Below are 15,448 nucleotides of genomic sequence, written 5' to 3'. Positions count from 1 at the left end.
AAGACCAGATCTCCACTTGTTGCCTTCCCCCGAAGAACTGAGGTATCAGCCGCGTTGATAAAACAGGATCGATAAGTCTGACATGCCGGACGCTGGCCCCTCGTTCACGATCAAACTGGCGGAAACCCAGGACGAACTGCGCGCAGCGCAGCGGTTGCGTTATGACGTATTTGTGCGCGAACTCGGCGGCGGAGGGGCGCTGGTCGATCATGTGGCCGGGCTGGAACGGGACCGGTTTGATCCCTATTTCGATCACATGCTGGCCATTGATGATGCGACCGGAGAAGTTGTCGGCGTTTACAGGCTGTTACCGGGGGATCGCGCCGCTGAATTGGGGCAGTTTTATTCCGAGGATGAATACGATCTGAGCGTTCTCAAGCAAAGTGGCCGCAAGTTGCTGGAACTGGGTCGGTCGTGCCTGCACAGGGACTACCGGGGCGGTACGGCCATGTATCATCTCTGGAATGGTCTCTCTCGCTATGTGGCCGAACGCCAGATCGAAGTTCTGTTCGGCGTCGCCAGCTTTCACGGCACGGATGTTCAGGAACTGGCCCAGCCACTGTCGATGCTGCATAACAATCATCTGGCGCCGCCAGACTTGCGGGTGCGCGCCCAGCCGAGCGTGTTTCAGTCCATGGATCTTGTCGCACCGGACGCGCTGGATCGTCGTCGTGCCATGGTGCAGGTTCCGGCCCTGATCAAAGCCTATCTGAGGCTTGGCGGGTTTGTGGGTGAGGGGGCGTTCATCGATCATTCCTTCAACACCACCGATGTGTGCCTGATCCTGGATACGACCCGCATGAACGAGCGGCAGAAGCGCATCTATGGCGGAGCTTGATCCGGTGAATGATCCGCTTTGGAACAGTGAGGATGCGCCGGATCCGATCGAACTGGGTTTTGTCGGCTGGATTCTTGTGATCCTGAGGGGTTTGCCCTTGGCCATCCTTGTGTTCGGTGGGCTGCTTGTTCTGTTGGCCATTCGATTGATCGAGTTGCCGCTTTTCGGTGTTCGTCGCCCCGTTACACCGTTCATCAGCCAGTTCGTGTGTCGAAACGCGTTCCGGATCCTGGGAATCGGATTTCGCTGCTCGGGCGCGTTGATGAAGGAACACGGTGCCGTTGTCGCCAATCACACATCCTGGCTGGATATCTTTGCCCTGAACGCCCGCAAAAGGGTCTACTTCGTGTCCAAGGCAGAAGTTGCGAACTGGCCGGGTATCGGGTGGTTGGCACGGGCCACCGGGACCGTATTCATCGAGAGGGATCGCAAAAAGGCGCGCGAGCAGACGGCGATCTTCGAAGAACGCCTGAAGGCCGGACACAAGCTGTTGTTTTTCCCCGAGGGCACCTCGACCGATGGATTGCGTGTTTTGCCATTTAAAACAACGCTCTTTGCCGCTTTCTTCGCAGACGAGCTGCGGGATTTCATGTATGTCCAACCGGTCTCGGTGGTGTTTCACGCGCCGAAAGGTCAGCCTGATCGGTTCTATGGCTGGTGGGGCGATATGGATTTCGCGCCTCATCTGCTCAAGACATTGGGCGCGCGCAGGCAGGGGTCCGTTGAACTGATCTATCACGCTCCCGCCCGGGTCAGGGATTTCACCAACCGCAAGGAACTGGCGGCCCATTGCGAGGCGGCAGTGCGCCACGCGCATGCATTGTCGCGGCTTGAAAAATAAGTCTTTGACCCTTGCACTGCCTTCAAACCTGCCGTATACGCGCGCCAATCAAACCCGCAGGCGGGGTTTGGGCCTTGTAGGGGAGACATCCCTATCTGGCCCGCCGGTTGGAGCATTCGCTTCTTTCACCCCCGCCGAGGCGTAAACCGGAAAAGGAAAACACAGCATGGCTCTTCCCGAGTTCACCATGCGTCAGCTGCTGGAAGCTGGCGTTCACTTCGGCCACCAGACACAGCGTTGGAATCCCCGCATGGGCCCGTTCATCTACGGCTCGCGCAATGGCATCCACATCATGGACCTGACCCAGACCGTTCCGATGCTGGACCAGGCTTTGCAGGCCGTTCGTGACACCGTTGCCAAAGGTGGCCGCGTTTTGTTCGTTGGTACCAAGCGTCAGGCTGCTGGCCCGATCGCAGAAGCGGCTGAAAAGTCGGCTCAGTACTACATGAACCACCGCTGGCTGGGCGGCACGCTGACCAACTGGAAAACCGTTTCCCAGTCGATCAACCGTCTGAACCAGATCGACGAAGCGATGGAATCGGGCGCCGAAGGCCTGACCAAGAAAGAGCGTCTGGGCATGGAGCGTGACCAGGCCAAGCTGCAGGCTTCGCTGGGCGGTATCCGCGAGATGGGCGGCGTACCTGATCTGCTGTTCGTCATCGACGTCAAGAAAGAAGCACTGGCCATCGCCGAAGCCAACAAGCTGGGTATCCCGGTTGTGGCTGTTGTAGACACCAACTGCTCGCCCGACGGTGTTGATTACATCATCCCTGGCAACGATGACGCAGCCCGCGCGATCTCGCTGTACTGCGATCTGGCCGCACGTGCCGCTCTGGACGGTATGACCGCTCAGCTGGGTGCCGCTGGCGTTGATTTGGGTGAATTCGAAGAAGCGCCGGTTGAAGAAGCCGTTGCGGAAGAAGCACCCGCTGAAGAAGCTGCTCCGGAAGCCAAAGCCGAAGCGTAAGCTGCCCGTCACGTAAATGACATATGGGGCAGGGTAGACCTGCCCCAATTCCATTTGAATTGAGGAGAGCCTAAAGATGGCAATCACAGCAGCAATGGTTAAAGAACTGCGCGACTCGACCGGCGCAGGCATGATGGACGCGAAAAAAGCGCTGACTGAAACTGGCGGCAACATGGATGAAGCCGTTGACTGGCTGCGCACCAAAGGTTTGGCCAAGGCGGCCAAGAAATCGGGCCGTACCGCAGCTGAAGGTCTGGTTGCAGTTCACGTCGATGGCGGCAGCGGTGTTGCTGTTGAGGTGAACTCGGAAACCGACTTTGTCGCGAAAAACGCCGAATTCCAGGAAATGGTCGGCAAGATTGCATATGCGGCTGAAGGCGTCGACAACGTAGAGGAACTGCTGGCAGCGGATCTGGGCGGCAAGTCCGTCGCGGACACCCTGACCGACAAAATTGCCACCATCGGTGAAAACATGTCGGTGCGTCGCATGGCGAAACTGTCGGGCGACACCGTTGTGTCCTATGTCCACAATGCGGCCACCAACGGCATGGGCAAAATCGGCGTTCTGGTTGCTTTGACCGGTGGCGACGAAGCGATTGGCAAGCAGGTTGCAATGCACATCGCGGCTGTGAACCCGGCGGCCCTGTCCGAAGCAGACATGGACCCGGCGGTTGTCGAGAAAGAAAAGCAAGTCCAGATGGACATCGCCCGCGAATCCGGCAAGCCGGAGCAGGTGATCGAAAAGATGATCGAAGGCCGCATGAAGAAATTCGTCGCGGAATCGACTCTGCTGAACCAGCAATTTGTCGTGAACCCTGACCTGACCGTCGAAGCAGCGGCCAAGGAAGCAGGCGCGACCATCACCGGCTTCATCCGTCTGGAAGTTGGCGAAGGCATCGTGGTTGAAAAAGAAGATTTCGCCGCCGAAGTCGCCAAAGCCGCGCAAGGCTAAAAGGGCACAGGGAAAGTAACAGCAACGGCCTTTCCCAACAAACCTAAAGGGTTACGCACTGCGTAACCCTTTTTTTCTGCCATCGGCGGATTTCAAAATTCTGAAATGTAGAGAAGAATTGGAGGGCCCCGCATGATGGGGATGGTCGAGGCCCCCCAAAATTCCGACACCGGTACGCGGACAAATAGGCGCCCCCTTGTCAGAGTGATCGGAGAGCTTTGTTATTGCAAAGATCCAATCCAATGTTCCCTGGCTAAAGCCACCACTCACGGAACAATCTCACTTTGCAACTTTTTCGATTGGTTTGAAAAGTAGTGATTTCCTTACCTAGGGTAAACTGACGCGGGATAGCGTCAAAATATTGCGGTTATGCTTCCATAATGAACATCTGGTTGTGCAGTGACGCCTTGAGAACCGCTTGCGCCGTCGTTTCGACCGAAAGCGCCTCGCGCGCGAGTCGCAGGTGCTTTTCCACCGTTGCAGATGTCAGTCCCATCAACAGCGCGATATCCTGAGTGGTTTTTCCGTCACCAACCCACTGCAAAGCTTCGCGTTGGCGTTTGGTAAGTGCCCGGTTCGGCGGATGGAACGGCAATGTCAGGATTTTCAGATGGGCAACATTGTTCATGAGCAGAATGTCGTCGCCGTGCTCTTCCCAGACCCCATCCACATCCTCCTGGCTCAACCCATTATTGGCCGACAGGGAAATCGCCCCTTTCGAGCGCATGGAAACCGAGTTGAAGCTGACGGTATAACCGGAAACCACGCCCATGGATTTGTTGAACTCGAAAACTTCGCGTTCCTTCGCGGTCATCGTCCCGCCCGAGTTCATGTCCTGCAACATTTTCCAGCTGGCGGCGCCTTCGTTGTCCAAGGCCCACTTCAACATCGGAGCGTGAAAATACAGACCATCCTTGATGAACCCGTCCACATAGGCCCGTTTGTGGTTCGTCAGGATTACGAAATCTTCTGGATCACCCAGAGACGTGGCCGTCCGGTATTGCGTGTACCCATAGATCAGGCGGGTAAATCCGTATTCGGCCATTTGGCGGCAATGTGCATCCCACAGGTCTTCCAGGGTTTTGGCGTAGCTGACAAACCGAAGATATTCCTTGAGCTTCATGTCGCACTGCCTGCTTTCAGATGAGCCGCGAGCGCATCCAGCGCGAGGATATAGCTGTGGGCACCGAATCCGCAGATCTGACCCAGTGCGACAGGGGCTATGTAGGACCTGTGCCGAAACGTTTCCCGGGCATGAATGTTGGAAAGATGCACTTCGACAACCGGCAGTTCCACCGATGCAATCGCATCCATAAGGGCAATCGACGTATGCGTGAACGCGCCTGCGTTCAGTATAAGCCCGCTTTGTACACCGCGGGCCGCGTGAATGGCGTCAAGCAGCACACCTTCGTGATTGGATTGCAGGTGGGTGACGTCCAGCCCGATGTAGGCGCCATGCTGAACGCAACGGTCCTCGATCATATGTAGTGTCGTGCTGCCGTAAACCTCGGGCTGCCGTGTTCCAAGCAGGTTGAGGTTTGGGCCATTCAATACCAAAACGTTATGCATGTTTTCACGATCCCCATACTTGGTTCATAGACGCGAAAAGGCCGGGTTGTCTACCTGACTTTGGTGGATTGAATACAGACAGTTGCCCTGAAAACAGGCCTTGAGATGGATGAGGAAACCAAGTTCAGTCATTCGAGATGACGACACCGCGCGTCCGTTAGGGCTTGGGCCGTATATTTACATCCGTTTTTCGATTGCGGGAAGACAGGTTTTCGGGCGCATTGCCGTCGGTTTCAGTATCGGAACATTGGAACTATCCGGGCTTATCGGCCGGCCCTTTGCGACGCTGAGTAATCCTTGCAAACCGTTTCTGATGCGATTGAAGATTGTCATGTGGAATTTTGGTGCAACCCGGTTTCGTGCCAACGCGGCGGGCGGCTGATTGCCGTAAAGACAACGAGGCTTTGAACCGGGTCGGAATGCAACCGAAATCAGATTTAGCAGAGGAACACGACAATGACCCCCGATACCCTTTTCTCGCTGCCCGGCAAAACCGCATTGGTCACCGGAGGCGCCACGGGTATCGGTCGGATGGCCGCAGAGGCGTTGGTCAGGGCCGGCGCGCGCGTGTTGATTGCTTCTCGAAACGGGGACGCCTGTGTGGCGGCCGCCGCCGAGCTGAATGCACTGGAGGCACCGGGAAGTGCCGAAGGGTTTGCCGGAGACATCGGCAGTGAGGCAAGTATCGCCAAACTGGTTTCGGACATTCAGGATCGGACGGAACGGCTTGATATTCTTATGAATAACTCTGGCGTGACCTGGGGCGCGCCCTTGGGCCAGTTTCCGTATGACGCGTGGGACAAGGTGATGTCGGTCAACGTGGTCGGGGTATTCGAGCTTACCCAGAGGCTGCTGCCGATGTTGATGCAATCCGGAACCGCAGACGATCCGGCCAGGGTCGTGAATGTTGGATCCGTGATGGGAGAGGTTCCCATGGGGGATGGCGCCTATAGCTATTCAGCCTCGAAAGCTGCGGTTCTGCATCTGACAAAAATCATGGCCAAGGAACTGTCGCCCTACCACGTGACGGTCAACGCGCTGGCTCCGGGGCCGTTCGTATCGCGGATGACGGCCTTTGCTACGGCGGATGAGGACAAGCGTGAAAAGGTCGGCAAGTCAGTGCCTCTTGGGCGCGTCGGCTGTGATGAAGATATAGCCGGGTGCGTGCTGTTTCTGTGCGGACGCGGGGGCAGTTATGTAACCGGTTCGATTATCCCGGTTTCTGGTGGAATCAACGTTGTAACGTCGGGCAATATCTTTGCCGAAGCGTTCTGAGACGCGCTGCGATCAAAACCGATCCTATTCACAACGTGTTGGATTTGTGTCGTTTCTTGTTTTTCGACAGTTCAATTTCCAGGTTCGGCAAGCTGTTCTTGCCAAAGAACATTTCAGAACCGTAAAACAGGCTGGGAACTCCAAAAACGCCTCGGCGCACGAATGATTTGGTCTGATCCTTCAGGTCCTGTTTGATTTCAGGGCTTGTCATGGCCTCGCGCAGCTTGCGAACGGGCAATTCATTTTCCTGTAGAATGTCAATCAGAACGGCCAGTTCATCCGCCTTTTGCCCATGCACCCATATGGCGTCAAAGATGGCGTTTATGTATTTGATTTCCCAAGATTTACCACTGGCGAACCGGGCGCCGCGCATCGCAAATTTCGTATTGATCGGAAAATGCGGGCTCATGTGAAAGCTCAGCCCGCGACGCCGCGCGAACCGATGCAGGTCGTGGGTAAGATAGGCGGTTTTCTGGCGGTTCTCGGAAAACGCCTGAAACGGGCTTTGGTTGTGCGTTGCCTTGAAAACAACAGGCAGAAGGACAGGGGAATACGTGATCTTGGCATTGTGCCGCGCGGCCAGTTCCGGCAGCATCTTGTGGGCCAGAAAGGCATTTGGGCTGCAAAAATCGTAAACGAAATCTATGCTTTGCGTCATGATGTTCCTCCAGGCCAGTCCGGCACGTCGCCATCCAACAATTTACAAGCGAATCTGTATCGGTTTCACTGTATCACTTGGATTTAAGGCGTGCCTCTTGGCCCTGCTTGTATAACCATTCATTTCAGCCCGGGTTTTGCTGTTGTTTCAGGCCCTACGCGTGCACGATATTAGTCAACTTCTGGTGGAACTCAAAAAATGCTTCGAAAACAAGTCATGTTCGATGAAACGCGCCTGAACCGGATTCGCATCTGGATGGACCGCTATGTTGAGCAGCGTAAATACGCGGGTTCGTCCTTTTTGCTGAAGCACAAGGGGGATGAGGTCTTTTTCCACTCCAGCGGCCTGCGAAATCTTGAAGAGGACTTGCCGTTCCAACGCGATACGCTGGTGCGCATCTACTCGATGACCAAACCCGTTACGTCTGTTGCCTTGATGATGCTGGCGGAACGTGGGCTGTTTCACCTCGACGCACCGCTTTCGGATTTCCTTCCCGAGTTCAAACAGATGCAGGCTCTGGTAACCGGCGCGGACAAGCTGGATCAAGCCGAGGACGCGGCAAGCCCGACCCTTCATCAGTTGCTGACCCATACCAGCGGTTTCAGCTATCCGTTCAACCCTGGGATTCTACCGGAGGCGATGGATGAAAAGGACCTTATATTCAAACCAAATCAGGGTCTTCTGAAAGATCGCGTACGTGAACTGGCAGAGTTACCCTTGGCTTTCCAGCCCGGAACACGGTGGGAATATTCGGTTGGAACCGATGTGCTCGGGCGCGTTGTCGAGGTCGTCTCGGGACAGACCCTGGAACAATTCTTCCGGCAGGAAATCTTGGCGCCCCTCGAGATGCGCGAAACCGGGTTTTCCGTGCCCGACGGGGCAGGGGACCGGTTCGCCTCGCTTTATACGCCGCTGGCCGGCGACGCGATGGCGTTGAATTCCGCGGATCAGGGAGGCGATACCTTGCGGCTGGTGGATACCCACGAAACCTCTCCATTTGCGAATGCGACAACCTTCTCGGGCGGCGGTGGGCTGGTTTCCACAATCGATGACTATGTCAAATTCGTCGACATGCTTCGCAATCGCGGGTCCGGCAACGGGCATCAACTGCTTGGCCCGAAAACGGTGGACTTCATGATGCGCAACCACTTGCCGGGCGATATCGCCTCGATGGGACCAAAGAGCTTTGCGGAACAGCCCATGGAAGGCATGGGATTTGGCCTTGCAGGGTCGATTGTCCTCAATCCGGGTCGGGTGCGCGTGCCCGGATCCGTTGGTGATTTCAGCTGGGGTGGCATGGCCTCGACCTATTTCTGGATCGACTGGCAGAACGATCTGACGGCTGTGTTCTTCACGCAATTGTCGCCGTCCAGTTCCTATCCATCCCGGGCTGAACTCAAGGCCTTAGTGCACGCCGCCATGATTGAATGATTTTGCTCAGGCTGATACCCGGGTTTCGATCAATTAGCCCATGAGCAGACAATGACCGAAGCGGAACGCATCTTACTGGACCTTCTGGATATCGAACGGCTTGAAGTCGATCTTTTCCGCGGCACAGGATCGGGTGGAGAAACACCAACCCGAATTTTCGGCGGTCAGGTCATTGCGCAGGCCTTGGCCGCGGCATACAGAACCGTGGAAGACCGGTTGTGCCATTCCCTGCACGCCTATTTCATCCGACCCGGGGATCCAGACAAACCCGTTATTTATCAAGTAGATAGAGCGCGTGACGGGGGGTCGTTCACAACCCGTCGCGTTGTTGCCATTCAAAATGGCAAGCAGATCCTGAACATGTCAGCTTCCTTTCACGTTCAGGATGAAGGTTGGGATCATCAGCATCCGATGCCAACCGTTAATCCACCCCAGACGTACCTATCGCGTTCTGAGCTTCGACACGCATATGTGGATCGCGTGCCCGAAGGTTTTCGCGGTGAGCTTCTGCGTGAACGCCCGATCGAAGTGCGGGAGGTGGATCATCTGGATCCGTTCAACCCCGAAGTGTCGGACGACCGCAACAAAACCTGGTTTCGCATGGCGGCTGCCGCGTCTGCGGACGCGAAAACTCAACATCTGCTTTTGGCCTATGCGTCTGATATGAACCTGATGTCGTCAGGTTTGCGACCGCACGGGCTGAGTTGGTTTTCCGGAGAGTTCAACGGCGCCAGTCTGGACCATGCTTTGTGGTTTCATGCACCTGTGAAATTTCAGAACTGGCATCTGTATGTGATGGATTCTCCGTGGACGGGGCAGGGACGCAGCTTCAATCGCGGATCGATCTATTCAGAAGACGGAACCCTGGTCGCGTCGGTGGCTCAGGAAGGTCTTATGAGGAAGGTTCAGAGAAAACGTTAAGTATCCGGCGTAAACTGTTGATTCAAATTTCGCATCCCGCCCAGCCAGCGATCGTAGTCAGCCGCTTTGAGTTGCAGATAATCCAAAACCTGCGGATGCGGAAGAACCAGAAATCGTTCTTCTCGGATGGCTTGTACGCAGGTTTCAGCAACGTCTTCGGGCTCCAGCATTCCGTCGATCGATGCCACTGAAACCTCATGTCCTTCAGTCATTTTCGACCGAACCGCCTGAGGACAAAGAACCGAAACCCGCAGACCTTTGGCCCCATATGTCAGCGACAGCCACTCGGCAAATCCGACCGCCGCGTGTTTCGTGACACCGTATGGCGCTGCACCCGGTTGGTTCAGCAAACCCGCCGCAGAGGCCGTCGTCAGAATATATCCGCCGCCGCGACCGATCATACGAGGCACCAAATGGCGCGCGGTCCACACGTGCGACATCACGTTGATTTTCCAAATTTTTTCCCATTGATCATCGGGAACATCCAGACCGCCAAGCGTCAGGATGCCGGCATTTGCGCAGAACAGATCAATTGGGCCAACAGTATCTTCGGTGAAATCAATCAACGCCTTGATCTGTTCCTCATCCGAAATGTCACATGTGAACGCAACACCGCCAGTTTGGGTTGCGACTTCACGGGCTCCGGCTTCGTCAATATCCGAACAGATGATGCGCGCACCTTCCTGAGCAAAACGTTCCGCCAGACCCCGGCCAATGCCATCTGCGGCACCGGTGACGATGACAGTTCTATCTCTGAGATCCATGGCGCATTCCAAAAAAGTCTTATGTGTTTTGGGCAGAGTGTTCACTTTACTGCCAAGTTACAAGTGGTCATAAATTACCATAATACCTATTATACGAATACCGATTACCGCCACGGGGGCGCCAGCCACAAATACGAGTTCTGCAAATAAAATCAAACGATTTTGGCGTCATGTGCACAGTATGTGGTTATCCCAAGGCGTATCCAGCGCCGCGGACGGTTCGTACTGGATCGGTCCCACCATATTGCGTCAAAGCTTTGCGCAATCGCCCGATATGCACATCAACGGTTCGGGTATCGACATAGATGTCGCGACCCCAAACCCGGTCCAGCAATTGCTCGCGGCTCCAGACCCTGCCCGGCTTTTCCATGAATGTGCTGAGAAGACGGAACTCGGTCGGCCCGAGTTTTAGGGGTTTGTTGTCCCGGCTGACCTTGTGCGTTTCGGAGTCAAGAATGATGTCATCGAATTCCAGGCGCAAACCAACGGTCGAAGGACGGACGCGGCGCAATTGCGTGCGAACGCGCGCCATAAGCTCGACCACGGAATATGGCTTGACCACGTAATCATCCGCGCCGGTCTCAAGACCGCGGACTTTGTCGACTTCCTCGGTCCGGGCCGACAACATAATAATCGGGATTGAACGCGTGTCCGGACGGCTTTTCAGGCGTCGGCAGACTTCGATACCGCTCAGATTGGGCATCATCCAGTCTAGAACAATGATGTCCGGACAGTCTTCGTCAACCAACAGCATGGCTTCTTCGCCGTTGCCAGCCTTGGAAACCCGAAACCCTTCAGCTTCAAGGTTGTAAACCAAAACCTCACGCTGGGCCATTTCATCCTCTACAACCAGAACGGTAGGTTGATCTGCGGACATCTCGCTCGTCTCCTAAACGGTTTGCGACGTGTTGTCAGCCTTGGGCCGGGCTTCGGCCGGGCGGTCGCCGGTGACCAGATACACGACCTGTTCAGCGATCGAGGTTACGTGATCGCCCATGCGTTCGATGTTCTTGGCGATGAAATGCAGGTGCATGCAGGCCGAGATATTGCGTGGGTCTTCGGCCATGAATGTCAGAAACTCCCGGAACAGGCCGTTATACATCTGGTCAACCTCTTCATCGCGGTTGATGACGTCTGTGGCCAGTTCCGCATCGCGCTGAATGTAGGCATCCAGCGCATCACGCAGCATCCGCTCGACCTCGCGTGCCATACGGCGCAGGGCCGCAGCGCTTCCGTTTATCTCGCTGGCATTGACCAGAACCGTAGTTCGTTTGGCGATATTCTTGGCATAGTCGCCAATGCGCTCAAGGTTGCCGGATACCTTCAGAACCGACAGGATCAGCCGCAAGTCACTGGCCGTGGGTGCCCGCAGCGCAATCAACCTGGCCGTTTCTTCGTTGATCAGTTCTTCAAGCGCGTCGATGGCTTTGTCGCCTTTTCGCACCTCTTGCGCCAACTCTTCATCACGGGTTTCCAGCGAGCGGGCCGCGCCTATAATGGCGGCCTCGACCAGCCCGCCCATCTTCATGATATGCGCTTGGATCGCCTCGAGGTCGCGGTCAAAAGCAGTTGCAATATGTTGTTCGCTCATTGTCAGATACCTGTGCTTAGCCGATGCGGCCTGTAATGTAGCTTTCCGTGCGCGGATCTATCGGATTGGTAAAGATCTGGCCGGTTTCACCGAATTCAACCAGATTACCCAAGTGGAAGAAGGCCGTTTTCTGACTGACCCGTGCCGCCTGCTGCATCGAGTGGGTGACGATCACAACAGAAAACCGCGACCTCAGTTCATCGATCAACTCTTCGACCTGTGCGGTCGCAATCGGATCAAGGGCCGAACACGGCTCGTCCATCAACAGAACTTCGGGTTCAGTGGCGACGGCCCGGGCGATGCACAAACGCTGCTGCTGGCCGCCGGACAGGCCGGTGCCAGGTGCATCCAGGCGATCCTTGACCTCATCCCAGATCGCGCCGCGGCGCAGGGATTTTTCCACGATTTCATCCAGTTCCGCCTTGTTGCGGGCCATGCCGTGAATGCGCGGGCCATAGGCCACGTTGTCATAGATCGATTTCGGGAACGGGTTGGGTTTTTGGAACACCATTCCGACCTTGGCGCGCAACTGGACCGGATCGACACGCTTGTCATAGATGTCTTCACCATCCAGCAGGATGTCGCCTTCGACGCGGCAGATATCGATGGTGTCATTCATTCGGTTCAGGCAGCGCAGGAAGGTGGACTTGCCACAACCAGATGGCCCGATGAAGGCCGTGACAGTCTTGTCTTCGATCTCAACGCTCACGTCCTTGATGGCATGGGTTTCACCGTAGAAAACCTGTACGTTCTTGGCGTTGATCTTGATGTCTTTGGAGTCCACGGTTCTCTCCACTCGTGTCATGTCGTTCATTCCAGCCCCCATTTACCAGCGACGTTCAAAGCGGCGGCGCAAGATGATTGCGATGATATTCATGGTCAGCAGGAACATCAAAAGTATGATGATCCCACCCCACGCCTTCTCGTAAAAGCCAACGTCAGCACGTGCGGCCCATGTATAGATCTGGGCGGGCATGGCTGAATTCGGCTCGGTAAAGCCTGCAAGAAAGCCGTCGGGATATCCGCGTGCGACAAACCCCACCATGCCGATCAGCAAAAGAGGTGCGGTTTCACCCAAGGCTTGCGCCAGACCGATGATGGTACCTGTCAGAATGCCCGGCGCAGCCAGCGGCAACACGTGGTGAAACACCGCCTGCATTTTCGACGCCCCTACCCCAAGCGCCGCGTCGCGTATCGACGGAGGCACGGCCTTCAAGGACGCGCGGGTCGAGATGATGATCGTCGGAAGCGTCATCAGGGTCAGAACCAGACCGCCGACCAGCGGTGCCGATTGCGGCAAGTGCATGAACTGAATGAAAACGGCCAGGCCCAGAATACCGAAGACGATGGACGGAACCGCGGCCAGGTTCGAAATGTTCACTTCGATCAGGTCAGTCAACTTGTTTTGCGGCGCAAACTCCTCGAGATAGATCGAAGCTGCAACGCCAATCGGCAGAGACAGACACAGAACGACCAGCATCATGAAGAAGGATCCCACAACCGAGACACCGATGCCTGCGCCGCCGGGGTTGTCCACGCCTGCGTCCGCGCCGGTGATGAAGGGCCAGTTGAATGCCTGCTTGATGATGCCAGCCTGTTCCAGCGCATCGACCAGATCCAGATCGCTTTTTTGCAGAAACCGGCTGTCCTGTATCGTGTCGCGGGATACGCGGCCTTTGAAATACCCGTCCACCCGGCTGGATGCTGCCAGATCGAATTGGACCGGCTCACCCAGCTTGTCGGGGTTTTCGGTGTAAAAGGTCCGGATCGTGCCGCCGACTTTACCCAAAAGACGCTCGATCGCGGCCTCATCAAAATCAACGCTGATTCCGCGTTCAGCAAGTTCACTGTTCAACTGGGCGACGAACAGGTTGGAATAGACTTTTGTCTTGAACAGGGCCCCTTCGGCCTCGTCCCGCTGCGGTTCGGTCAGTGTGAATTCAATGCTGACGACCGTGCGTTGGAAGGCCGGAATCCCCTGCGACAGGATCGAAGCGAACAGAACAACCAAAAAGAACAGACCGGTTGCGATTGCGGCGATGCCATAAGCACGGAACCGTTTCTCGGCCTTGGCACGTTTCTTCGTACGTTCATCCGAAGCCGTGAGCGAGATCGTATGGCGACCGGATTGGGGGCTTTGCATACTGGTGTCGGTCATTCGTACTGCTCCCGGTACTTGCGCACGATATACAGGGCACACACGTTGAGCCCCAAGGTGAGAATGAAAAGGGTCATGCCAAGTGCGAAGGCGACCAGCGCCTCGGGCGAGGCAAAGTCGGCGTCCCCCGTCAACTGGCTGACGATCTTGGCTGTCACAGTTGTCATGGCTTCGAACGGGTTCAGGCTGAGGCGGGCCGCAGCCCCTGCCCCAAGAACCACGATCATGGTCTCGCCGATGGCGCGCGATGCCGCCAGAAGGATCGCGCCGACGATACCGGGCAACGCGGCGGGCAGAACGACCTGACGGATGGTTTCGGATTGCGTGGCGCCAAGACCGTAGGAACCGTCGCGCATGGCCTGCGGCACCGCGTTGATAATGTCGTCAGACAGTGATGAGACAAACGGGATCAACATGATCCCCATCACCAGACCCGCAGTCATGACGGCGGTGCCGGCTTTCATCCAGCCCAGGCCACTTTCACCAAAAACATCCAACAGCAGCGGGCCAACTGTCAACAAAGCGAAGAGACCGTAAACGATGGTCGGAATCCCGGCCAGCACCTCAAGCAGCGGCTTGGCGACAGAACGCAAGCGGGGCGAAGCGTATTCGCTGAGATAGATCGCGGCGAACAACCCGATCGGCACTGCGACCAGCAACGCCACGACAGAGATGTAGAGCGTCCCCCACAGCAGCGGCAAGATCCCGAGTTCGGACAACCCGCCGCGGCCCGAAAAGCTGGGCGCCCAGGTCATGCCGAAAAAGAAATCTGACGCGGGGTACAGTTTGAAGAATTCCCAGGTGTTGAACACAAGAGACAGGACAATGCCCACCGTTGTGAGGATTGCAACCGACGCGGCCGCCAGAAGCAAGACACGAACCCCCTGTTCCACAACGTTGCGCGCACGGTATTCGGCGTTGGTTTGCAACCAGCCCGCTAAGGCACCAATCAAGGCAACCGCGATAACGGCAATGGACATGATCGCATACCCGGTCGAGCTCATGGCGCGATAGCTCTGCGCAGCCCGCAGTACCGGTTGAGTGATGTCCGAGGTCACCACCTGCCCCGCGTCCTTCAAAAGCTGGGTGATCTCGCCGATATTTGCATCGGCATCACTGGCGGCGTTCTCGGTCAGGGTTCCAAGCGCAACCGCATTGTCCAGCCCGGCGGCCGTGCGGCGTACTTCGGCCATCACCAGGCTGCGAGAGGAACCTTCCTTTATCACGGAGTCCGGTATCATGTCCGACACCTGCGCATTTAGGAAGAAAGGCTGCGCCAACAGCCACACGATCAAGAGACCGAAGGCCGGAACAAGTGTCTTCAGCGCAACGTTTGCGCCGTAAAATGATGGCAGGGAATGCAGATTCCGACTGTCACCATCTGCGTTTTGCAGTGCGCGTGTGCGTCCCAACAGATAGCCGACAGCCGCGATTGCCGAAACGATCAGAAAGAGCCAAAGTATCGGCATGACACCCCCATTGC

General features: G+C 56.3%; 16 protein-coding genes. 7 read left to right on the top strand and 9 right to left on the bottom strand.

Annotated features, from left to right (window positions below):
• Nucleotides 1-82 precede the first annotated feature (82 nt).
• From olsB to tsf, 4 genes are all read left to right on the top strand, one after another.
• Nucleotides 83-838: an L-ornithine N(alpha)-acyltransferase gene (gene olsB / locus ACR0C6_RS04805; RefSeq protein WP_480445119.1), complete on the top strand. Its 756-nt coding sequence runs from the start codon at nt 83-85 to the stop codon at nt 836-838.
• Entirely contained in the window at nt 825-1,679 is an 855-nt protein-coding gene (gene olsA / locus ACR0C6_RS04800; protein ID WP_480445120.1) for a lyso-ornithine lipid O-acyltransferase, read from the top strand. The genes olsB and olsA overlap by 14 nt, the downstream gene beginning before the upstream one ends.
• Before the next feature lie 166 nt (nt 1,680-1,845).
• Nucleotides 1,846-2,646: a 30S ribosomal protein S2 gene (rpsB, locus tag ACR0C6_RS04795; RefSeq protein WP_152457971.1), complete on the top strand. Its 801-nt coding sequence runs from the start codon at nt 1,846-1,848 to the stop codon at nt 2,644-2,646.
• Nucleotides 2,647-2,722: 76 nt separating this feature from the next.
• Nucleotides 2,723-3,598 (top strand): translation elongation factor Ts, encoded by an 876-nt coding sequence (gene tsf, locus ACR0C6_RS04790; protein ID WP_171115937.1) that lies wholly within the window; start codon nt 2,723-2,725, stop codon nt 3,596-3,598.
• Between the two features lie 367 nt (nt 3,599-3,965).
• Here the strand turns inward: tsf and ACR0C6_RS04785 are convergent, their stop codons facing one another.
• Entirely contained in the window at nt 3,966-4,721 is a 756-nt protein-coding gene (locus tag ACR0C6_RS04785; protein WP_480618463.1) for an autoinducer binding domain-containing protein, read from the bottom strand.
• Complete coding sequence (aroQ, locus tag ACR0C6_RS04780; RefSeq protein WP_480618461.1) at nt 4,718-5,167, bottom strand: type II 3-dehydroquinate dehydratase; 450 nt, start codon at nt 5,165-5,167, stop codon at nt 4,718-4,720. The genes ACR0C6_RS04785 and aroQ overlap by 4 nt, the downstream gene beginning before the upstream one ends.
• Nucleotides 5,168-5,623: 456 nt before the next feature.
• Here aroQ and ACR0C6_RS04775 point away from each other — a divergent pair, with 456 nt between their 5' ends.
• Nucleotides 5,624-6,442, top strand: a complete 819-nt coding sequence (locus tag ACR0C6_RS04775) for an SDR family oxidoreductase (RefSeq protein ID WP_480618459.1) — start codon at nt 5,624-5,626, stop codon at nt 6,440-6,442.
• A gap of 28 nt (nt 6,443-6,470) precedes the next feature.
• On the opposite strand, the gene ACR0C6_RS04770 is transcribed toward ACR0C6_RS04775, so the two are convergent.
• On the bottom strand, nt 6,471-7,100 hold the full coding sequence (locus tag ACR0C6_RS04770) for a 2-hydroxychromene-2-carboxylate isomerase (protein ID WP_171228761.1): 630 nt from the start codon (nt 7,098-7,100) through the stop codon (nt 6,471-6,473).
• A gap of 216 nt (nt 7,101-7,316) precedes the next feature.
• On the opposite strand from ACR0C6_RS04770, the gene ACR0C6_RS04765 reads away from it, so the two are divergent.
• Nucleotides 7,317-8,531, top strand: coding sequence for a serine hydrolase domain-containing protein (locus ACR0C6_RS04765; protein WP_480618457.1), 1,215 nt, complete (start codon nt 7,317-7,319; stop codon nt 8,529-8,531).
• A 51-nt stretch (nt 8,532-8,582) separates the two neighbouring features.
• Nucleotides 8,583-9,452, top strand: a complete 870-nt coding sequence (locus tag ACR0C6_RS04760; protein WP_480618455.1) for an acyl-CoA thioesterase — start codon at nt 8,583-8,585, stop codon at nt 9,450-9,452.
• Here the strand turns inward: ACR0C6_RS04760 and ACR0C6_RS04755 are convergent.
• The 6 genes from ACR0C6_RS04755 to pstC all read right to left on the bottom strand — a co-directional run bounded on the left by ACR0C6_RS04755 (nt 9,449) and on the right by pstC (nt 15,434).
• A complete protein-coding gene (locus ACR0C6_RS04755; protein WP_480618453.1) occupies nt 9,449-10,216 on the bottom strand; it encodes an SDR family oxidoreductase in 768 nt (255 codons plus the stop codon). The genes ACR0C6_RS04760 and ACR0C6_RS04755 overlap by 4 nt on opposite strands.
• Nucleotides 10,217-10,403: 187 nt before the next feature.
• Nucleotides 10,404-11,093, bottom strand: coding sequence for a phosphate regulon transcriptional regulator PhoB (gene phoB, locus ACR0C6_RS04750; RefSeq protein ID WP_480618451.1), 690 nt, complete (start codon nt 11,091-11,093; stop codon nt 10,404-10,406).
• Nucleotides 11,094-11,105: 12 nt separating this feature from the next.
• A complete protein-coding gene (phoU, locus tag ACR0C6_RS04745) occupies nt 11,106-11,807 on the bottom strand; it encodes a phosphate signaling complex protein PhoU (RefSeq protein WP_171115921.1) in 702 nt (233 codons plus the stop codon).
• Between the two features lie 16 nt (nt 11,808-11,823).
• Nucleotides 11,824-12,621: a phosphate ABC transporter ATP-binding protein PstB gene (gene pstB, locus ACR0C6_RS04740; RefSeq protein WP_152457980.1), complete on the bottom strand. Its 798-nt coding sequence runs from the start codon at nt 12,619-12,621 to the stop codon at nt 11,824-11,826.
• A 12-nt stretch (nt 12,622-12,633) separates the two neighbouring features.
• Nucleotides 12,634-13,965 carry a phosphate ABC transporter permease PstA gene (gene pstA / locus ACR0C6_RS04735; RefSeq protein WP_152457981.1) on the bottom strand — a complete coding sequence of 444 codons (1,332 nt, stop codon included), beginning with the start codon at nt 13,963-13,965 and terminating at the stop codon, nt 12,634-12,636.
• Nucleotides 13,962-15,434 carry a phosphate ABC transporter permease subunit PstC gene (gene pstC, locus ACR0C6_RS04730; RefSeq protein ID WP_480618449.1) on the bottom strand — a complete coding sequence of 491 codons (1,473 nt, stop codon included), beginning with the start codon at nt 15,432-15,434 and terminating at the stop codon, nt 13,962-13,964. Before pstC ends, pstA begins: the two co-directional genes overlap by 4 nt.
• Between the last annotated feature and the right edge of the window lie 14 nt (nt 15,435-15,448).

The sequence above is a fragment of the Ruegeria sp. AL12 genome (assembly GCF_056540885.1).
The sequence above is the reverse complement of the archived record's forward strand: the minus strand, read 5'-3'. Positions and strand labels throughout refer to the sequence as shown.